Source organism: Alcanivorax sp. IL3 (genome assembly GCF_047495465.1).
In the GTDB taxonomy this organism is placed as follows: Bacteria; Pseudomonadota; Gammaproteobacteria; order Pseudomonadales; family Alcanivoracaceae; genus Alcanivorax; species Alcanivorax jadensis.
This window is the reverse complement of sequence record NZ_CP179931.1, coordinates 3,480,427-3,500,657: the sequence shown is the minus strand read 5'-3', so window position 1 is coordinate 3,500,657 and position 20,231 is coordinate 3,480,427. Positions and strand designations below refer to the sequence as shown.

Sequence of the window (20,231 nt, the reverse complement as noted above, 5' to 3'; positions counted from 1 at the left end):
TCTTGCTGCGATCCCTGGGAATCCTGCTGTCGGCCCTGTGGCTGGCAGCCTGTTCCGATGATAGCGCTCCGGCCACTGCGGATGCTTCGCAGACGCGTGACGGGGCGCAGTTGTATCGCCAATACTGTGTTACCTGCCACGGCTCCGGCGCCCTTGGTGCTCCCCGGGTCGGCAAGGAACACCGCCTTTACTGGTCCCACGAAATCGAAGAAGAAGGTTTTGATACCATCGTCCAGGAAGCCATCGCCGGCATCAACTCCATGCCCCCTCGTGGAGGCTGCTTCGACTGCAGCGACGACGAAATCCGCAACACTGTCATCTACATGCTGCAGTTGAGCGGCGCTAAATAACTCCATTCCAATGTTTCTTCAGCCGTAAGGGTTTACCGACTCTTTAGGTAAAACGCTTACCCCTTGCTTAAGAGATGTCCTACATAATGGCTTGTGCCTTGCTGGTAACCTTTGCGCGCTATCTCATAAAAGAAGCGTAGGGTTTTCAAGCGGGGGATCGCATGGCTGCGTCACGTTCAGGTATCTGGGGCTGGGTTCGGGCTCTTTTCTGTCTGTTGTTGTTTTTTCCTGTATTGGGGGTGGGCAGTCAGGAGGCTGAAAAGCAGTGGCTTGTTGATCAAATCCAGGCCGATGGAAGTCTGATTTTTCCCGTCTCCAAAGCCATCACTTTTCAGTCCACCACAGAAGCCACAATCAACCTGCTTGATGCGGATCAGAGCCTTGTCGGTGCTTTGAGTGGTGTGACCAACTATCTTGCCCTCGTCGATGCAGATCACAGCACGGAGAACCTGTCCCGTAGTTGGGACCTTCCCAGGCTATGAATAATGATAAGGCTCCTTTTGGGTATTATTGGGTGTTTTTTTCAGTTGCGTCAGTAACGTCTATTTTTCCTCTTCATTTAGGAGGGGTTGTCTGTGTTTTTATTTGGGTGAGCCCGGTAGCATTTTTAGATCTGTCTTGGCGTAAGCGGAGAATGGTAGCTTTTCCTTTATTTGTGTTCGTGATTTGGGTTTTTGCAATTATGGTGGGAAGTTTTTTGTCTGGAACAAATATGTATTTCAATCCGTTATAACCCCTAATTAATATTTTATCCTGGTCTTGGGGTATATGGCATTGGCAACTAAAGCTTGCTCTTCGACTTAAAAACACCACGGTTACAAACCCATTGGCTGAATTCGCCACAGGGGCTGTTTTAGATGTCGGGTGTTCCTGGTTTGTGTCTTAGTCGGGGGATTGTCGTTGATTTTTCTTTCTCTTCTTGGTTTCTCCCTTTTGGTATTTGGGTTTTGGCCGTTTATAGTTTATTGGAGATTTTCCCCATATGGCCTTTCCAGAGTTCGCATAATTGATTGTAGTGTGATTCATGAAGAGGAGTTCGGTTTTTTTCTCCGATAGATCTCTATCGAATAGATGTTGCTTTTGAGTATTCGCTAATTGGTGAAAAATACAAATCTAATAGAATAGGATTTTACGGGAAAGGTGTATTCTCATCAGAAGAAAAAGCCATGAAAGTGAAAGAGAAAGTCGCAAATTCAAGCTGTTTTTATTTTTCTAAAAAAGATCCCTCGTTTGGTTATATTTTGAGGTCTAGCGCAGTTGGTGATAGAGATGGAAGATATGGATTTCTGGCAGCTGGGATGCTAGTTTTGGTTGTTTCGTTGTATTTTGGTTTTTGGGGGTTCATAAGAAAAGGGCTTTGGTTTTTATATAACCCCTTCCCTTTGTAAAGGGGGGTTGATGTGATGCGCAGTTTTGAGTGATCTCCAGCGCTTCTTGAAGATCACTCAGCAAAAACTGGAAGCGGAGAACCTCGCAGATCTGATCAAGCAGCACGTAGTCGGCGACCTGCTCTACAGCACCATACTCAGTTATTTCGCCCTGAATGACATGCAGGACAAGATTGGCGAAAAGCAGGCTCACAGTGTGGGCTACCGTGCCCCCAGCTATGGCCTGTTCAAGACCAGCTTATCTCCAGTCTACTTCTACGGTATCCCTCGCAACGTCAAAGCCACCGGCCTGGCCATGGACGTGGATCGCTTCGCGGGGACTCGCGTCGACAAGGATGGCAATGTGGAACGCAGGTTGGCGTTCAACCGTGCCCGTGGTGCCCGGCTATCGGCCATGGAACATCTCGTGCCAGAGCAAATGTACAGCACGGAAGATGCGCCTGCCCACGGTATTAGTGCGGTGAAAGCCATCCAGCTTGCTGCTGCTGAAGGGCAGAAAATTTGGACCATTACCAAGGCCAATCTGGATCAGGCACTGGCCAGTATCGAGTTGTCCGATGAAGTGGAAACTGATATCCGTAACTCGGTGTATGCGGGCAAGGAAGTGACGGCTCATGAAAGGCCGGTGAATTTCTTTGGGAAACAGTCCTCCGGCTATATTGTGCTGGATCCCTATAGTGGGGCTGGGGCTTATTTGATTGAGGGCGGCGAAAATGGTGGGGACATCTTTGTTGCAGGAGTTGGTATTCTTGCCATAGGTGGGATTGCTTTGGCAGGATCAGTAGCCGGAGCTATGATTGCCCCTATACTGATTGCGTTAACGCTATCTTTGGCATTGCATATTGTTATCCTGGAACTGGTTTTTAATGATGACCTTTCATGGAATGATGTTAAGCCTCAGGTTCTTGCATTTTTGGGGATTTTTCTTTCTGCCGTCGGGTTTATGATTTCCGCCCCGATAACTGCCTTTGTTTTGGCCGTGCTATCAATAGTTGCATCCGTATGGGGGGTTATGTGAATGCATAAATACTGGGCCCGTAAATATTATTGCTATAGCTGGATTATAATTGGATTGGTTGTTTTTCTGGCTGGGGTGGTTTGCGGGGTTTATGCGTCGTATCACACTTCAATATTCTTTTTTTTGGCTTCTGCCATTTACATATACTTTGGTGTCGCTCTTGTATTGAATCCTGTTTTGGTGATCAATGATGGAGGGCTTGATTATAATGATCGTAGACTGAGAAATTATAAGTTGAGATTTTCTGATATCTGCGATTATTCTATTTGTTCTAAATTTTTTACTTTGTATACCTTGAGCGGGAAAAATAAAATAGACTTGCGTTTTTTCTCTTCTGAAGATAGAGAGGATATTAAAATAAAAATAGCGAGTTTGGCTCTGAATGACATGTAGGGCGAGCTCGCCGAAAGTCGGCATGTAACTTAGGCCGCAGAGCTCCTGCTATGGTCTGTTCAAGACCAGCCTGTCCCCGGTCTACTTCTACGGTATCCCTCGCAATGTCAAAGCCACCGGCCTGACTATGGACGTGGATCGCTTCGCGGGGACTCGCGTCGACAAGGATGGCAATGTGGAGCGCAGATTGGCGTTCAACCGTGCTCGTGGTGCCCGGCTATCGGCCATGGAGCACTTGGTGCCAGAGCAGATGTACAGCACGGAAGATGCGCCGGCCCACGGTATCAGTGCGGTGAAAGCCATCCAGCTTGCTGCTGCTGAAGGGCAGAAGATCTGTACGATTACCCAGGCTAACTTGGATCAGGCGCTGGCCAGTATCGAGTTGTCCGATGAAGTGGAAATCGATATCCGTAACTCGGTGTATGCGGGCAAGGAAGTAACGGCCCATGAGACGCCGGTGAATTTCTTTGGGAGCCAGTCCTCCGGGTATATTGTTCTGGATCCCTATAGTGGGGCTGGAGCTTATTTGATTGAGGGTGGTGAGAACGGGGGAAGTATATCCACACCTGGAGGAACAGATGCTGTCTCGTGGCTTTTAGGGTTGCTAGATAAGTTTGGACAGTCGCCATGGTTGAAATCACTTGGAGGGGTTCTTCATGAAGTGATTTCCGCTATAAGTCTTTATTTTGATATTAGAGAATGTGGCTTTGCATTTGCGATAGCCAAGTCCTTTGCGTTATTGATTACGCTCTCACTAGCAATTTGGGTGTCATTCTTCATTGCCGGGATCATTTCATCATTTTTCACTGCACAGTGGAGCTGTAAAGAGTAAAAAAATGAAATCATTGGGCTTGATTTTCAGAATACTGCTTATCGTTTTTTTTTGGTTGGTTGCAACGGGCGGGCTGTTGAAAGGCTATTGGTATCTTGCTGGTTTGGCAGCATTTTTGGGTGTTTGGGTAATTGCTATGCCGGATCATTACCGAAGAGGGAGGAAGAAACTGGCATGGTCCATTGTGGTTGCAGGAGGAGTTGCGATGATCGCATTGCTTCAATGGAGGGGGAGTTCGCTTTGATTTGCATTTCTGCGCGCGAGGGAACCTCTGAAACCCTTTTTGCGGTAGTAAGTAATAGTTCATCGTGAATAATCGCTGTTTTATAAGCTCCTTAGCGATGCAAGAAGCATAGGCTATTTGCTGCGTTAAGCCTGTGGTCCAACCTTACTGGCGTTACTCCATTGCGCTCTGTTCGTCACGGAAAATCCAGGAGTGTTGAGGGTCTTTCAGCAGCCTGCTAATCCAGCAACGCTCGAAGATTGGCAATGCTGGCCTCTGCCACCGCTGTTTCCTTTGCTTCGTCTTTAATCATGCCGATGCCCAGAAAGTCGATATCGTCCTGGGGCATTTCGTCCACGAAGCGGCTGGCGGTGGTGTCGATTTTCTCGCCGTACTGTTTGCGGGTTAGCGCCTGGGTCATGGCCAGGGTTTCCCGGGCGCGGGTGATGCCCACGTACATCAGGCGGCGTTCCTCGACGATGTTGTCTTCTTCAATGCTGGTGCGATGGGGTAGGAATTCCTCTTCTACACCCATCATGTAGACGTGTGGAAATTCCAGGCCCTTGGAGGCGTGCAGGGTCATCAGTTGTACCCGGTCGGAATCGTCTTCTTCCTGTTGCTGTTCGAGCATGTCGAGCAACACCAGTTTCTTGATCACCGCTTCCAGATCGCTGGCGCCGTCTTCTTCGTCTTCCTGTTTTTCCAGCATGCGTTCGATGCTACGCACCAGCTGCCAGATATTTTCGATATTCTTTTCACCGATGCGCGGGCTGGAGGCGTTTTGCATTAGCCAGCCTTCATAGTCCATGTCGCGGATCAGTTCCTGCACCGCTTGCAGGCTGTTGTGGCCGAAGCAGAACTGGCGTTTGGCATCCAGCCAGGCCTTGAACTTCTGCAGTTTCTCGGCGGCCTTGGGGTTCATGACTTCACTGAGGGCAATGTCGTCACAGACATGGTAGAGCCCCTGTTCCCGTTTCAGGGCCCAGGTGGCGAGTTTTTCCAGGGTGGCAGGGCCGATCTCCCGGCGCGGGGTGTTGATGATGCGCAGGAAGGCGTTGTCGTCATCCGGGTTGACCAGCAGGCGCAGGTAACACATCAGGTCCTTGATCTCGCTACGCGAGAAGAAACTTTTGCCGCCGGATACCTTGTAGGGAATCGACAGGCTCTGCAGTTTCATTTCCAGAATCCGCGACTGGAAATTACCTCGGTACAACACCGCAAAGTCTTTCCACTTCAAGCCCTGTTGCAGACGGCGATGGAAGATGTCGCTGGCAATCCATTCGGTTTCTGCTTCTTCATCGCGCAGGGCGGAAAAACGAATTGGCTCGCCGTAGCCATAGTCGGACCACAGGCTCTTTTCGAACTCGTGAGGGTTGTTGGCGATCACCGTATTGGCGGCTTTCAGAATGCGCCCGGTGGAACGGTAATTCTGCTCCAGCTTGACCACTTTCAGGGTGGGCCAGTCCTGTTGCAGTTGCGCCAGGTTTTCCGGGCGAGCACCACGCCAGGCGTAGATGGACTGGTCGTCATCGCCCACCACGGTGAACTTGCCTTCCGGCAGGGTGAGCATTTTTACCATTTCGTACTGGGCACCGTTGGTGTCCTGGTATTCGTCCACCAGCAGGTACTGGATGCGGTTGCGCCACTTTTCCAGAATACGCGGCTGTTCGCGGAACATGCGCGCCGGCATCAGGATCAGGTCATCGAAATCCACCGCGTTGCACACTCGCAACATGCGGTCGTAGCCACCGTAGGCCATGGCAGCGCGCAGGTCCTCATCGGTGTCGGCGGTACTCACCGCTTCTTCCGGCAGTACCAGGGCGTTTTTCCAGTCGGAAATGCGCTTGTGGATCACGTCTACTGCGTCCAGGTCCCGTTCCGATTCGCCCTGGCGCAGGATCTCCTTGAGGATCTCCTTGCTGTCGGCGCCATCGAGAATGGAGAAGCCGTTGCGCAGGCCACAGGCTTTCAGCTCTGACTTGAGAATGCGCAGGCCCAGGTTGTGGAAGGTGGAGACAATCAGCCCCCGAGTCAGGTCCCGGCTCACCAGCGACTGCACCCGCTCCTTCATTTCCCGGGCAGCCTTGTTGGTAAAGGTCACCGCGGCAATATGCCGGGCCGACATGCCCCTTTCCTGGATCAGCCAGGCGATCTTGCGGGTGATCACGCTGGTCTTCCCGGAACCCGCCCCGGCCAGTACCAGCAACGGGCCATCGGCATACTGCACGGCTTCCTGCTGGCGGGGGTTGAGCTTACTCATAGGGCTCCGGACAATCTTGGGGTGTGAAATAGGGTCGCTATGATACCAGCGATGGCCCTGCACTCCAGACACCTTATGTCGGTTATCATGGCGGTTTGCCAAGTAACGGTTTTGCCCATGCGTCTGGACTATTTTCTCGCCCACAGTGCCGGCCTGACTCGTAAAGAGGCCAAGCAACTGATCAGCCGCGGTGCGGTCACCGTGGAGGGCGAAGCGCGTCCGAAAGCCAACCTGCAACTGCGGGATGGGCAGGGCGTCTGGTTACATGACCAGCCGGTGCAATTGCCGGGCCACCGTTACCTGATGCTGCACAAGCCGGCGGGGGTGGTGTGTTCCACGGATGACCCGGAACATCGCACTGTACTGGACCTGCTGCCTGCGGGGCTGCGCCAGGATCTGCACCCGGCGGGCCGTTTGGATCGCGATACCACCGGCCTGGTGCTGTTGACCAGCGACGGCCAGTGGTCCCACCGGCTCACTTCCCCGCATCATCATTGTGACAAATGCTACCGGGTGACCTGCGCGGACCCGGTCGGTGATGAGGATCTGCAGGCCCTGCGTGATGGCATTTTGCTGCGTGGCGAAGACTCTCCCACCTTGCCCGCCAAGGCGGATCGGGTAGGTGTGGACCAGTTGCTGCTGACCATCCGGGAAGGACGTTACCATCAGGTAAAACGGATGCTGGCGGCGCGGGGAAACAAGGTGGTGGCCCTGCACCGGGAGCAGATCGGTGAGATCGCGCTGGATGCGGCATTGGCGCCGGGGGAGTTCCGGGCCCTGAGCGAGGAAGAGATTCACAGTCTGTAAGGTTTTCCATAGGAGCGTCGCTGGCGGCGCGATCACCAGCGACGTTTAAAGCGAAGCCGCTGCAGGAGTTCCTCTTGAGGGACGAACCACGCGTTAGCGTGGAAATCGCCCGCAGGCAATCAGGAGAGAGCGACGTCGTCAGAGTGATCTGGCGGTATCAGCATAGTCCGTTTCCTCGCCCAGGCTCGGATTCGTCCCTCAAGAGGAACTCCTACAGCGGCTTCGTTTTGGCCGTGTGAGTTGCATTTTTACGCTAATGGTCGCGCCGCTAGCGATGTGATTCCCTTCGCTTACCCTTCGGGCCGCACGGAACCAGTTGCGTTACTCCGCTGCACTCCGTTTCTGCAGCAGATCCCACGGCACCCGCTTAGTTCAACTGCCCCTGCAGCTCCATAACATCTACGGTCCGTTCCCGGTTAAGGGGGTCGACCAGGGTGTTGGCATCCTGATAAACACGCGGTGTCTTGTAGAGCATGGCCACTGCTTTGACGTGGCTGGGGCACACGTAACGTTCAGGCATTTCCTGCTGCAGCCAGGCGCGCACTTTCGGTGCCTGGTCGGAGCCCATTTTCGGGAACAGGTGATGCTCCACATGATGGCTGAAATGGAAATGCAGCGGATCGATCCAGCGCCAGGCGCGCACGCTCATGGAATTGTCCACCGGGTGGTTGTTGTCCATCTGCGGGCGCAGCATGTGGTTGGTAAGGATATAGCTCTGGCCGATGAAGTTGATGATCATCATCGGGATCAGCACGGTAAAGATCGCCAGTGGGCCGGATACGATGGCCAGTGTGATCCATGCCGCCATGCAAAGGTAGGACTGGCGGATCGCTTTTTTGCGGTTGAATCCCTTGAACTCCTCACGCTTGCGGGTCTGCATGCGCAGTACCAGCTGGCCGTGGAACATGAAGGAATAGAACAGGAACAAAAAGCTGTACCAGGTGCGCCCACCCGGGGCCAGCTTGGTAAAGTTGGCGGTCTGCGGGTGTTTCTCGTAGCGGTACAGGGTGCCGAAAGAGTCCGGGTCCTTGTCGCCCAGGTTGGTGTTGGCGTGGTGAGCCACATTGTGCCAGCGGCGCCAGAATTCCGGGGCGATCAGGGCTGGACCAAAGCCGACCCAGCCGAGAAAATCCTGCATGCGACGGCTCATGCCCAGCGCGCCGTGTAGCACTTCGTGGGCCAGCAGGGCCTGGCAGGCCAGGGTGTGGCCGGCGAGGATGGCAAGCAGCAGGTTGCCCCACCAGGGCAGGCTGAGCATCAGGATGGCAGCGATGCTGCCGATGATCACCGCGCTCATGGGAATAAACCACAGGGCGCGCAGTGGGCGGGCCTTGAACGTGGCCGGGCCCAGGTCCTTCTTCACGGCATCGCGGATGGCGCGGGCATCATCGGCACCAAAATGGCGGCTGTAAGTGGTGTCTTTCATGGTTATGACTATCCTTGACGGTCGAGGCCGGGAAATTCGGATGCAGGCATTCTGGTGAACAGTTGTGTTTGGGCGAAGTGCAAGGCTGGACAGAAAGCAGTCATTTTCGGACAGGTGCAAAATTAGCGTATAGTAGAGCCATGAATCACGAGCGCTTTATACAGCTGGACCCTGGTACTGGTCGTTCCCCGGTCCCGGTCAACTATGTGCGCAACCTGGTGGAACTGATCGCCGAGGTTGGCGTGGATAGTCGTCGGCTGCTTTCCCAAGTGGGGCTGAGCGAGGATGAGGTCTATAACCCGGAACCGGCGCTGCGCTTCGAGCAGTTCCGCCGGGTCATGGTGGGCGCCCGTGAAATAACCGGTGATCCGGCCCTGGGCCTGGCGCTGGGTCAACAATTGACCCTCACCGCCCATGGCCTGCTCGGCTATGCCGCCATCAGCAGTGCTGATCTGGGCGATGCCCTGCGGCTGCTGGAGCGCTACTTCCGCACCCGTACCCGCCTGTGCGTTCCCCGTATCGAACCCTCCCAGGAAGGGGTGCGTTTCTGCCTCATGGAAAGCGTGCCGCTGGGCGATATCCGTGAAACCTATCTGGAAGTGGTAGTGGCTGCGGTGGTCGGCGGGATTCGCTATCTGCTGGGCGATCGTTTCCAGGGAGCGGTGCTGGAGCTGCCTTATGCGGCGCCGGCCCATGCGGATCGTTACCGGGAATTGTTGGCCATGCCGGTGGAGTTCGGGGCCGAGGTGGCGGCCCTGCGGTTACCCAAGGCCCTGCTCAACGAGCGTTTTACCCTGTCTGATCCGGCGTCCCGGCAGATGGCCGCACAGAAATGCGAGGAAGAACTGCAACGGCTGGAAGCCGATCAGGACTGGGCCAGCCGCGTGCGCGCCCGGTTGATGCAGGCAGAGGGCATGCTGCCCAGCCTGGAACAGCTGGCGTGCAATTTCCACGTTACCTCCCGCACCCTGCGTCGTTATCTCAATGCCCTGGGCGTGAGCTACCGCTCCCTGCTGGAAGAGGTACGCATGACCAAGGCCATGGCGTATCTGCAGGCCAATATCACCGTGCAGCAGGTGGCCTCGAAACTGGGCTATGCCGACCCCAGCAATTTCGCCCGTGCCTTCCGCAAATGGACCGGCCACCCGCCGAGTCACTTCCAGCCGTAAATTTTTTACCACAGAGGTCACAGAGATCACTGAGGTAAAACCTCAGGGCGACCGGTTGTGGGGGGAATTAGCTCCTGCAGGAGTTCCCTTCCAGGCGACGAATCGGGCGACGCGAGGCGGCAACCTATCCTCTTCAGCAAACCCGGCGAAACCGGATCGGGTTTCCCCAATTTCGCGTTGACGCGCGCGGTTCGTCCCCTGAAAGGGAACTCCGACATAAAGGTGCTCCCTGGCCTTCTCCCTGTAGCAATCCCTTTCTCATGACGATAGTGTTCCTGTCCGCGTCAGCCGAAAACAGCATCCCATGAGCAACAGCGAACCTGTCCTTCTGGTCAGCCGGCACAACCAACCCCGTGGCAGTTGTCAGCGTGGGCGCATGCAGCGTCAGAGGCTGATTCATCGCGCGTCCTACGTGGTGGTGCGGGATCTGGCCGGGCGGGTTTGTGTGCAACAGCGTGCCGCCGACAAACATTTTTACCCCGGTGGCTGGGATCTGGCTGCTGGTGGTGTCATGCGCCCCAATGAAACCGTGGGCGAAAATCTGTCGCGGGAATTGTTCGAGGAAGTGGGCGTGCAACGTCAGTTTTCCCGTTGGCAGTGGTTCTTCTTTACCAATCCCCATCACCAGGTCTGGGGCGCGCTGGCGTCCGTGGTGGTGTGTCCGCAGGCGGTCTCGCTCAGCGATGAAGTGGTCGCCATTGAATGGCTGCCGGGCCGGGACGCGCTGCTATTGCCCGATGCCACCCCTGATACCCGCCACGCACTGTCCTTGCTGTTGTCATCCTCCTCCTGAGCGTTTTCGTCCTTGTGGCCGGCTGGCGGGCTGGGTAGCTTCTCTCACTGATGCAGAGAAGGGTGAGGAAGTTATGTCCCAACGATTCAGTGTGGCCGGTAAACGTATTCTGATCACCGGCGCGTCCAGCGGCTTTGGTGCCCACTTCGCCATTGCCCTGGCCGAAGAAGGGGCCAACGTGGTGCTGGCGGCTCGCCGGGTGGAAAAGCTCGAAGCCACTGCCGAAGCGGTACGGGCTCTGGGCCGTGAGGCCACCGTGGTGCCCATGGACGTGAGTGATCACGGCAGTGTGGAAGACGCCTTTGCCGCTATGCCGGCGGTGGATGTGGTGGTCAACAATGCTGGCATATCCCACGAAGGTCCCACCGACGAGCTTAGCGAAGAAGACTGGGATGCGGTGGTGGATACCAACCTGAAAGGAGTCTGGGCGGTGTCCAAGTTTGCCATCCAGCAATGGCGGCGGGACGATCGCCCGGGCAGCCTGATCAACATCGCTTCCATTCTCGGCCTGCGTGTGGGTGGCCGGGTGGCGCCCTACACCGCCTCCAAGGCGGCGGTGGTGCAGCTCACCAAGTCTCTGGCGCTGGATTTTGCCCGCTACAACATCCGCTGCAATGCTATCTGCCCCGGCTATGTAGAAACCGATATCAACCGGGACTTCTTCAACAGCCCGCTGGCGGAAAAAATGCTCAAGCGCATTCCCTATCGCCGCTTGGGGCAGATCGACGAACTGGTCGGCCCGCTGTTGCTGCTGGCGTCCGATGCGTCGTCCTACATGACCGGTTCGGTGATCGCCGTGGATGGCGGCCACCTCTGCAATACTCTCTAACCTAGATCGAGGACAGACCATGGATTTCTCCCTGACCCCGGAGCTGGAAAGCCTGCGCCAGCAAGTGGCCGCCTTTGTGGAAGCGGAAATCATGCCGCTGGAAAACGACAAGGCGAATTACGACGACCACGAAAACTTCAAGGAAAGCGTGGTCGATACTCTGCGAGAAAAAGCGAAAGCCACAGGACTCTGGGGCTTCCAGTTGCCCAGGGAGCGTGGCGGCCTGGATGTGGGCGTGGCCGGTATGGCGGTGCTCTACGAAGAGGCCGCTCGCAGTCCGTTCGGGCCGGTCGTATTCAACTGTGCGCCGCCAGATGACGGCACCATGATTCTGCTCAACAAGATTCTCAACGACGAACAGAAAGCCCGCTGGCTACAGCCGATGATCGACGGCAAGGTGCGGTCCGCTTTTGCAATGACCGAGCCGGAAGGTGGCTGTGGCTCTGACCCGTCCCTGACCTATACCTCTGCCACCAAGGACGGCGACAACTGGATCATTAACGGTCGTAAGTGGTTTATCACCGGCGCGGAAGGGGCGCAAACCTTCATCCTGATTGCCAAGACCAGCGATGACCCGCGAAAGGGGCTTACCGCCTTCCTGTTTGATGCGGATCAGCCCGGTTGGGAAATCGTTCGTCGCATCCCGATCATGGGGCCGGAAGAGCATGGTGGTCACTGCGAGCTGAAATTCGATGGTCTGATTATCCCGGATGAAAATCGTCTTCTGGAAGTGGGCGATGGCCTGAAAGTCACCCAGATCCGCCTCGGCACCGCTCGTCTTACCCACTGTATGCGCTGGCTGGGTCTGGCCAAGCGTTGCATGGAAGAAGCCGCCGGTTATGTGGAAAACCGCATGAGCTTTGGCACCACCCTGGCCGAGCACGAAGGCGTGCAGTGGATGCTGGGTGACGTGGCCAAGGATATCGAAGTGGGCCGTCTGCTGACCATGCAGGCCGCCTGGAAACTGGATCAGGGGGATTTCGCCAAGAAGGAGATTTCCATGGCCAAGATCCACGTGGCCGACACCCTGCACAAGGCCGCCGATACCGCCATCCAGCTATGCGGTGCCCGTGGCTATTCCAAGGACACCCTACTGGAATGGATCTACCGCTACGCCCGCCAGGCGCGTCTGGTGGACGGTGCCAGCGAGGTGCACAAGATGGTGCTGTCGCGGTTCTATCTGAAAGAGAAACGCGATTTCTTTCAGTGGGGTTAATGTCGTCTGCTAGCGACAACCCTGTGTTCCAGTCCTTGCCGCCGCGCACCACCTTCTGGGCGAGGCGGCGGGGAGTAACCCTGTTGATGGCTGTGGCCAGCAAAGTCATTCTAAAGCAACGACTTGTCATGGCTGAGTCGTCATGTCTTCATCATGTCTTGGTTTCCTGGTCACCACGATACCGGCAGCGTTCCTTTCCCTGAATGTCGTATCGGTATCCTGCAAGGTTTGCGTGTGTCAATTGAGACCAATGCAATATGTAAAATAATGCTAACTGGTAAATGCTTATTTTTTCATAACTATGATAGTCTGGAAAAAATGACGTGACGCTAGTCACGCCTCCCTCATTGCCTTGCGTGTGCCAATTGGCAGGAAAGGCGTTCTGTCAGAAGTCCGCTGTTGGTTGGCACCGTGTATGGGGGGATTCAGTAAAAGCGTCTTTCTACGGGGGTAGTGGCGCGGTTGTCATTTTAACGGGTTATGGGGAAATACATCATGCTGGATCAATACACCAGACATCTCTATGTAGAGAAATTCCTCAAGAGCGCACTCATCATCATGCCACTGTCACTTCTGGCTGTGCTGATGGCGATATTGATCGCTGGCTGACCAGCGTCAGCAGACCACAGGAAACCTGACCAGGGTTACCGGGTGTCCGCTACCGTTTGTCGATAACTCAGGGCTTCGCGTAGGTGATCCCGGTCGACGGTATCTGTTCCGGCCAAATCGGCAATGGTGCGTGCCACCCGGGCACTGCGATGCAGGGCCCGGGCGGACAACCCCATGCGGGTCATGACGTTGGCCAGCCAGTCCCGATGAGGGCGTAGCAGCGGATCCAGGTGATCGCTGCCCAGTTCCCTGTTCAGGCGTCGCTGGCGCTGCCATTGCCGTTGCCAGGCGTCGCGTACCCGGGCGCGGACTGTCGCGCTGGTTTCTCCCTGCCGGTCGCCCAGTAGTTCCCGGGCTTCCACCGCGGGTACGTCCAGGTGCAGATCAATACGGTCCAACAAGGGGCCGGACAGTTTGTTCTGGTAGCGCTTGGCCTTGTCGCAACGATAGCCGCAGCCCTTCTCCGGGTCGCCCAGGTAACCGCAGGGGCAGGGGTTCATGGCGGCGATCAATTGAAAGCGGGCCGGGAAGGTGAGCTCTTGGGCAGCCCGGGCGATGCTCACCTCACCGGTTTCCAGCGGTTCACGTAATACCTCCAGTACTCGCCGGTCGAACTCCGGTAACTCATCGAGAAACAGGATGCCGTGGTGGGCCAGGGAAATTTCCCCGGGCCGAGGATGGCTGCCGCCGCCAACCAGAGCGGTGGCCGAGGCGGTATGGTGGGGCGCCCGGTAGGGGCGCTGGTGGAACAGGCGCGCCGGACGCGGCTGCTTCAGGGAATGAATGGCCGCCACTTCCAGAGCCTGCTTCGGATGCAGTGGAGGCACCAGCCCCGGCAGGCGCGAGGCCAGCATGCTTTTACCGGCACCGGGCGGGCCACTGAGCAGCAGCGAATGCCCCCCGGCGGCGGCAATCTCCAGTACCCGCTTGGCGGCTGCCTGGCCGCGGATTTCCGAGAGGCAGCCTCCTTCATAGGTGGTGGTGTCCGGGGCCGGGTGATCGTGCAGTGGCAGCGGGGACTGGCCCACCAGGTGGGCTGCCACCTGGGCGAGTTGGTCGCCGGCCACGGTGCTGGCACCTGCCAGTGCGGCTTCATCTGCGTTGTCACGGGGAACGATCAAGGTGCGGCCGGTGGGCTGGCAGGCCAGGGCGCAGGGCAACATGCCGGGAACCGGGCTCAGGGCGCCATTCAATGCCAGCTCGCCGATAAATTCGTACTGGTTGCTGTCCAGTTTTCCGAGCTGCCCGCTGGCCAGCAGGATGCCCAGGGCAATGGGCAGATCAAAACGGCCGCCATCCTTGGGTAGATCCGCCGGGGCCAGGCTCACGGTGATGCGCCGCTGGGGAAACTCGAAGCCGCTGTTGACCAGCGCCGAGCGCACCCGGTCCCGGCTTTCTCGCACGGCGGTGTCGCCCATGCCGACAATGGTGAAGGCAGGCAGGCCCGGTGCCAGATGGGTTTCCACCCGCACTTCCCGGGCCTGGATGCCCAGTGGTGCCCGGCTGTAGAGCAATGCATGCGTCACGTGTTCTCGCAGAATTCAGTGTGTGCGAGGCAGTGTACGGGGAGGGGAGCGTGCTACGTGTGCGAGGTTGTCGGCGGTAGATGTAGGAAATCAGACTTTCGTAGGAGCTAGGCTTGCATGGCGAACTTGCTCGCGATTGCGGTTGTTCGCCATGCAAGCCTAGCTCCTACGGGAAATACCGGGCGTCAGGCGTCCGTCGTTTTCTCCAGCTCCGCTACCTGCTTCTCCAGCGCCTCCAGTTTTTCCCGGGTGCGCATCAATACCTGTTGCTGAATATCGAACTCTTCCCGGGTGATCAGATCCAGGCGGCTGACCGCTTCCGCCAGTACGCTGCGCACATTGCGCTCCACTTCGTTGCGCAGGCCGCCCAGATCGGTGGGTAGGCGCCCACTGATGTCGGCCATCAGGCGGTCGATAAAGGGTTGATCAGGCATCTTGAATCTCCATCGAGGACCAGGGGTAATGGCTGGCCCGGGCCGCCAGTAATGCGGTCTGTGGCGGCGGTGCTTGTATTGATGGGCGGATGGTAGCACGGTGTTCGCTGGCGCGGCACCGGCGGTGCAGGGCAACCGCTCTGCACCAAGTTGGAACCCGCCCCAAGGTGGTGCGCTATAATGGCGCGCCGAACCCGTTCCTTGAATCGGGATCGGGATATAACCCGCTGAAAATGCATGATTTTCTAAACCTGGCATGGGTCGTGCACTTATTGGGTCAGAGCGTTCGAGCAAACTGTGGATCGGGAACCATAACGGGGCTCGAAGTGAAACGGACGACACCGGACGCGGTGAAAGCTGAGGAGAATGAAATGAAACTGGTTACTGCCGTAATTAAGCCGTTCAAATTGGATGACGTGCGTGAAGCACTCTCCGAGATCGGCGTGCAAGGCATCACCGTTACCGAGGTGAAAGGCTTTGGACGCCAGAAAGGTCACACCGAGCTGTACCGGGGTGCCGAGTACGTGGTGGATTTTCTGCCCAAGGTAAAAATCGAGGTGGCCATCGCTGAGTCCTCTCTGGATCAGGTGATTGAAGCCATCGCGAAAGCTGCCAATACCGGCAAGATTGGTGACGGTAAGATCTTCGTCACTTCCCTGGAGCAAGCGATTCGTATCCGTACCGGTGAGACCGGTGAGGACGCGATTTAAGTTTTACCGTGTTGTAAATCGACCCATGCCAGGGTTTAGAGAACACGCTTCCATTTTCGGAGGGTTGCATTGTGGAAAATCAAATTTTTGAACTTCAGTACGCCATGGACACCTTTTACTTTCTGGTGTGTGGCGCATTGGTAATGTGGATGGCTGCCGGTTTTGCCATGCTGGAAGCCGGTCTGGTGCGTGCGAAAAACACCACCGAAATTCTCACCAAGAACGTGGCGCTGTTTGCCATTAGCTGCATCATGTACTTGGTGTGTGGTTACGCCATCATGTACGGCGGCGGCATCTTCCTGGACGGTATCGAAGCCTTCGATCTGGCCGGTGTGCTGAGCGCATCTACCGAGAACGGATTCGATGGTGATTCCGTCTACTCTGGTGCGTCTGACTTCTTCTTCCAGGTGGTGTTCGTGGCTACCGCCATGTCCATCGTCTCCGGTGCGGTTGCCGAGCGTATGAAGCTGTGGGCCTTCCTGGTCTTCGCGGTATTCATGACCGGTGTGATCTACCCGCTGGAAGGTTCCTGGACCTGGGGTGGTGCTGACGTGTTTGGCATGTACAACCTGGGCGACCTGGGCTTCTCTGACTTTGCTGGTTCCGGCATCGTTCACATGGCTGGTGCTGCTGCTGCTCTGGCTGGTGTGCTGCTGCTGGGTGCTCGTAAAGGCAAATACGGTCCTAACGGTGAAGTGCACGCTATCCCGGGTGCCAACCTGCCCCTGGCGACTCTGGGTACCTTCATCCTGTGGATGGGCTGGTTCGGCTTTAACGGCGGGTCTGTACTGAAGCTGGGCGATGCTGCAAGCGCACACTCTGTTGCCATGGTGTTCCTGAACACCAACGCTGCTGCCGCTGGTGGTGCTGTTGCTGCCCTGATCGTTGGCCGCATCCTGTTCGGCAAGGCTGACCTGACCATGCTGCTCAACGGTGCCCTGGCGGGTCTGGTTGCCATCACTGCCGAGCCGTCTACTCCGACTCCGCTGCTGGCTACTCTGTTCGGTGCCGCTGGTGGTGTGCTGGTAGTGTTCAGCATCCTGACTCTGGACAAGCTGAAGATCGACGATCCGGTCGGTGCCATCTCCGTACACGGTGTGGTTGGTCTGCTGGGTCTGCTGCTGGTACCGGTTACCAACGCTGATGTGTCCTTCTCCGGCCAGATCATCGGTGCAGCTACCATCTTCATCTGGGTATTCGTGGCCAGCCTGATCGTCTGGGGCATCCTGAAAGCCGTCATGGGCATCCGGGTTGCAGAAGAAGATGAGTACGAAGGCATGGATATGGCTGACTGCGGTATGGAAGCCTACCCGGAATTCGTGAAAGGTTAATCCTTCACAACGATTTCCTTGAAATGACAGGGCGCCTTCGGGCGCCCTTTTTTTGTTTTCACAAACAGGGTCGCTGGGCGTTTGCAGGGTTGCCAATGCCGGTGCGATAGATCGATTGCGTGATACCAGTTACGAGGACCGAGTCACGAAAAGCAAAACCCGGCGTTCGGGAAAGCCATGTTGTCGTTTCTCGCCTCTCGTCATTCGCCATCGTTGCAGGATCAGTGGTGCCATACCCCTGTGTTATCATGCGGCCTTTCCCGCCAGCTGTCTGTGAGCACCATGAGCGAAACCACTGTTATCCGCCTGCGTAAGAACGAAGAACGCCGCCTCAAGGCCGGCCACCTGTGGGTCTACGCCAACGAAATTGATACCCGCCAGACCCCGCTCAAGGATCTGCCTGCTGGTGCCGCCTGCATTGTGGAGAACAGTCAGGGCAAGCCGCTGGGCCGGGCTCTTCTAAGCCCTCACTCGTTGATTGCGGCCCGTCTCTATAGTCGCGACGTGAAGCAGGAGCTGTCGCGCAGTTTCTTCAAGAAACGCATCGAGCAGGCATTGGTCCTGCGCGAGACTTTGTTCGATGAACACAGCTACCGGTTGATCTTCGGCGAAGCCGACGGCCTGCCCGGGCTGGTGGTGGACCGTTTCGGTGATGTGCTGGTGGTGCAGACCGGTTCAGGAGCCATGGAAGCGCACCTGGACACTATCGTCAGTGCCCTGGATGCGGTACTTAATCCGACCCATATCATTGCCAAGAACGAAGCGGCGGCCCGGGAAATCGAGGGTATGGAGCGCTATACCAAGGCGTTGAAAGGCGATCTGGTCGACGAGGTGTCACTCACCGAAAACGGCGCCCGCTTTGTGGCGCCGCTGGCTGAAGGGCAGAAAACAGGCTGGTTCTACGACCACCGCAGTGCCCGCCAGGCCATGGTGCCACTGGCCAAAGGGGCGCGGGTGCTGGACGTGTTTTCCTATTGCGGTGGCTGGGGTGTGCAGGCAGCAATGGCCGGCGCGGAATCGGTCACCTGCGTGGATGCCTCGGAAACCGCCATCGACTATGTGCATCGCAATGCCAAGCTAAACGGGGTCGCGGACAAGGTAGGCAGCATCCAGGGCGATGCCTTTGCCGCCATGAAGCAGCTGATCGCCGATGGCGAAAAGTATGATCTGGTGGTGCTGGATCCGCCGGCGTTCGTGAAACGCAAAAAGGATTTCAAGAACGGCCTGGCCGGTTATCACGCTATCAACGAGCTGGCCCTGCGGTTGATCAAGCCGGGCGGTTATCTGATCTCCGCGTCCTGCTCCATGCATATGCCGGCGGACCGTTTGCTGGACGTGATCCACAGCAGCGCCCGACACATCGACCGCAGCGTGCAGGTGATCGGTTATCAAGGGCAGGGGCCGGACCATCCGGTACACCCGGCCATTACGGAAACGTCCTATCTGAAAAGCTGGTTCTGCCGGATAAACTTCTCCCTGTAGCCTGAAAACTATTGCGGATTAGCGAAAACGGAATCGATCTGTTCCCGGGTGAGGCGTGAGGCGGCTTGCCCCGGGGCCATCCTTCCGGGTGACCAAATCGCAAATCTGAATTCCTCACCGCCACCACAGATTGCGTAGGGTGCACTGAGCCTAAGGCGAACTGCACCGATCCGGCGTTTGATGGTGCAGTTCGCCTTAGGCTCAGTGCACCCTGCGTCCTGGAATACGGCGGGTTTTTACGAATAGAAGAAGTCCTGGTCTGATGCTTCGCCATCACGGATTCAGGCCGGGATTCTTCTCCAGATTCAGCAAGAAATTCGCGATCAACCGGTTGGCCCAGCTTCGTGGCCGCAAGCCTTCAAAGTAGGCGCAGTGACTTCCCCTGCGGGTAATCACCAGCAGGGTGCGAGGCAGTTCGCGCACCAGCGATTCGTATTCGCGCACATTGCCGATCACACACACCGGATCGTCTTCCGCGTTCAGCACCAGCAAAGGGATGCTGATTCGCTTCATGACCATCATGGGATTGCTGGCTTCCAGAAAATCGGCGTGGCTATGGTAACCGGCCATTTCATGGAGGTTGGCATGGAACGCATGCAGGTCCGGGGCGCTGGCACAGGCGTCATAGCTTTGCAGTTTTCTGAATGCCTCGGCATTGGCGGTGACAAAGGTGCGCGCCAGTTTGCGGGCCATCATGCGGTTGTAGGGTTGCCGGGCACGGCGGAAGGCCACCTCAATGTTGTAGCCGGGGCAATAGGCCATGGCGCCGCGAAACGGGGCGCTTTCTCCTTCTTCACCCAGGTAGCGGACCAGTAGCCCGGAACCCGCCGAAATGCCAACGGCGTACAAAGGAGACTGCGGATAGCGTTGCTGGATGACGGCGATCTGTTCGCGCAAGTCATCGGTGTCGCCCATGGTGTTGATGCGCGGTGCAGTCAATGGCAGATCGCCGTGGCCGCGCCGGGTGCAGACTACCACCCGCCAGCCCGTTTGCTGATGCAGATCCCTTACCAACTCGCGCATGCTTTTCGGTGAACCGGTAATGGTATGCAGGACCAGCAAGGTGGGGGTGTCGGTGGGGGTATCCAGGCCGACCCAATCCAGCGAGGTGGTGCCGCCGTCGCGCATGGTGAGAATATCGGTGTGGGAATAATCCAGTGCCGGAGAAAAGGCTTTTTTCAGCCCGAGCACTATCAGCTGCAGATGTGTATTGAACAGCCAGGGTGTGGGGAAAAACCGTTGCGACAGCTGCGGCAGTCGAGCCAGCATATTCCGGTTAAAGCCGGTATCGCGGTAGACAAGCTGCGGTTTGCGCGCGGCGGTTTTCAGGTAATACGCCACCGCAAGGCTGGCCAGCAGAACGACAATAAAGAGAGTCACGGGGCGGCGCTCCATGCGATGGGAAGTGACGGTGTCCAGGTTGCGGAATGGTCCA

Annotated in this window: 20 protein-coding genes; 15 read left to right on the top strand and 5 right to left on the bottom strand. The window is 56.8% G+C overall.

All coding sequences use genetic code 11. The annotated features are described in order from the left end of the window. Positions 1-2 precede the first annotated feature (2 nt). From ACMG4M_RS16315 to ACMG4M_RS16285, 7 genes are all read left to right on the top strand, one after another. Positions 3-350 (top strand): c-type cytochrome, encoded by a 348-nt coding sequence (locus ACMG4M_RS16315; RefSeq protein ID WP_272962226.1) that lies wholly within the window; start codon positions 3-5, stop codon positions 348-350. A 161-nt stretch (positions 351-511) separates the two neighbouring features. Further along, positions 512-832 carry a hypothetical protein gene (locus tag ACMG4M_RS16310; protein ID WP_414430435.1) on the top strand — a complete coding sequence of 107 codons (321 nt, stop codon included), beginning with the start codon at positions 512-514 and terminating at the stop codon, positions 830-832. A gap of 684 nt (positions 833-1,516) precedes the next feature. Beyond that, entirely contained in the window at positions 1,517-1,738 is a 222-nt protein-coding gene (locus ACMG4M_RS16305; protein ID WP_414430434.1) for a hypothetical protein, read from the top strand. 25 nt (positions 1,739-1,763) lie between these two features. Next, a complete protein-coding gene (locus ACMG4M_RS16300) occupies positions 1,764-2,756 on the top strand; it encodes a hypothetical protein (protein ID WP_414430433.1) in 993 nt (330 codons plus the stop codon). After that, complete coding sequence (locus tag ACMG4M_RS16295; RefSeq protein ID WP_414430432.1) at positions 2,757-3,149, top strand: hypothetical protein; 393 nt, start codon at positions 2,757-2,759, stop codon at positions 3,147-3,149. 127 nt (positions 3,150-3,276) lie between these two features. Next, positions 3,277-3,981, top strand: coding sequence for a hypothetical protein (locus ACMG4M_RS16290; RefSeq protein WP_414430431.1), 705 nt, complete (start codon positions 3,277-3,279; stop codon positions 3,979-3,981). 4 nt (positions 3,982-3,985) lie between these two features. Next, on the top strand, positions 3,986-4,225 hold the full coding sequence (locus ACMG4M_RS16285) for a hypothetical protein (RefSeq protein ID WP_414430430.1): 240 nt from the start codon (positions 3,986-3,988) through the stop codon (positions 4,223-4,225). Between the two features lie 217 nt (positions 4,226-4,442). Here the strand turns inward: ACMG4M_RS16285 and rep are convergent, their stop codons facing one another. Next, positions 4,443-6,464, bottom strand: coding sequence for a DNA helicase Rep (rep, locus tag ACMG4M_RS16280; protein ID WP_414430429.1), 2,022 nt, complete (start codon positions 6,462-6,464; stop codon positions 4,443-4,445). 117 nt (positions 6,465-6,581) lie between these two features. On the opposite strand from rep, the gene ACMG4M_RS16275 reads away from it, so the two are divergent. Beyond that, positions 6,582-7,271 carry a pseudouridine synthase gene (locus tag ACMG4M_RS16275; RefSeq protein WP_414430428.1) on the top strand — a complete coding sequence of 230 codons (690 nt, stop codon included), beginning with the start codon at positions 6,582-6,584 and terminating at the stop codon, positions 7,269-7,271. Positions 7,272-7,638: 367 nt separating this feature from the next. On the opposite strand, the gene ACMG4M_RS16270 is transcribed toward ACMG4M_RS16275, so the two are convergent. Beyond that, positions 7,639-8,697, bottom strand: a complete 1,059-nt coding sequence (locus ACMG4M_RS16270) for a fatty acid desaturase family protein (RefSeq protein WP_272975185.1) — start codon at positions 8,695-8,697, stop codon at positions 7,639-7,641. A gap of 140 nt (positions 8,698-8,837) precedes the next feature. On the opposite strand from ACMG4M_RS16270, the gene ACMG4M_RS16265 reads away from it, so the two are divergent. The 4 genes from ACMG4M_RS16265 (at position 8,838) to ACMG4M_RS16250 (ending at position 12,704) form a co-directional block, all read left to right on the top strand. Next, positions 8,838-9,866 (top strand): AraC family transcriptional regulator, encoded by a 1,029-nt coding sequence (locus ACMG4M_RS16265; protein ID WP_035250627.1) that lies wholly within the window; start codon positions 8,838-8,840, stop codon positions 9,864-9,866. Between the two features lie 304 nt (positions 9,867-10,170). Beyond that, the gene (locus ACMG4M_RS16260) at positions 10,171-10,659 is read left to right on the top strand and encodes an NUDIX hydrolase (protein WP_035250625.1); all 489 of its coding nucleotides are present in this window, start codon (positions 10,171-10,173) and stop codon (positions 10,657-10,659) included. Between the two features lie 73 nt (positions 10,660-10,732). Continuing rightward, entirely contained in the window at positions 10,733-11,488 is a 756-nt protein-coding gene (locus ACMG4M_RS16255; RefSeq protein ID WP_035250623.1) for an SDR family NAD(P)-dependent oxidoreductase, read from the top strand. A 19-nt stretch (positions 11,489-11,507) separates the two neighbouring features. After that, positions 11,508-12,704: an acyl-CoA dehydrogenase family protein gene (locus tag ACMG4M_RS16250; RefSeq protein ID WP_035250620.1), complete on the top strand. Its 1,197-nt coding sequence runs from the start codon at positions 11,508-11,510 to the stop codon at positions 12,702-12,704. A gap of 644 nt (positions 12,705-13,348) precedes the next feature. Here the strand turns inward: ACMG4M_RS16250 and ACMG4M_RS16245 are convergent. Together ACMG4M_RS16245 and ACMG4M_RS16240 are read right to left on the bottom strand one after the other, a co-directional pair. Beyond that, positions 13,349-14,839, bottom strand: coding sequence for a YifB family Mg chelatase-like AAA ATPase (locus ACMG4M_RS16245; protein WP_414430427.1), 1,491 nt, complete (start codon positions 14,837-14,839; stop codon positions 13,349-13,351). A gap of 185 nt (positions 14,840-15,024) precedes the next feature. Continuing rightward, entirely contained in the window at positions 15,025-15,273 is a 249-nt protein-coding gene (locus tag ACMG4M_RS16240; RefSeq protein ID WP_035250611.1) for an accessory factor UbiK family protein, read from the bottom strand. Between the two features lie 371 nt (positions 15,274-15,644). Here ACMG4M_RS16240 and glnK point away from each other — a divergent pair, with 371 nt between their 5' ends. From glnK to ACMG4M_RS16225, 3 genes are all read left to right on the top strand, one after another. Beyond that, complete coding sequence (gene glnK / locus ACMG4M_RS16235) at positions 15,645-15,983, top strand: P-II family nitrogen regulator (RefSeq protein WP_008930504.1); 339 nt, start codon at positions 15,645-15,647, stop codon at positions 15,981-15,983. Between the two features lie 71 nt (positions 15,984-16,054). Beyond that, positions 16,055-17,314, top strand: a complete 1,260-nt coding sequence (locus ACMG4M_RS16230; RefSeq protein ID WP_035250608.1) for an ammonium transporter — start codon at positions 16,055-16,057, stop codon at positions 17,312-17,314. A gap of 282 nt (positions 17,315-17,596) precedes the next feature. Further along, positions 17,597-18,796, top strand: a complete 1,200-nt coding sequence (locus tag ACMG4M_RS16225; RefSeq protein WP_414430426.1) for a class I SAM-dependent rRNA methyltransferase — start codon at positions 17,597-17,599, stop codon at positions 18,794-18,796. Between the two features lie 273 nt (positions 18,797-19,069). On the opposite strand, the gene ACMG4M_RS16220 is transcribed toward ACMG4M_RS16225, so the two are convergent. Further along, positions 19,070-20,176 (bottom strand): YheT family hydrolase, encoded by a 1,107-nt coding sequence (locus ACMG4M_RS16220; RefSeq protein ID WP_349380408.1) that lies wholly within the window; start codon positions 20,174-20,176, stop codon positions 19,070-19,072. Positions 20,177-20,231 lie beyond the last annotated feature (55 nt).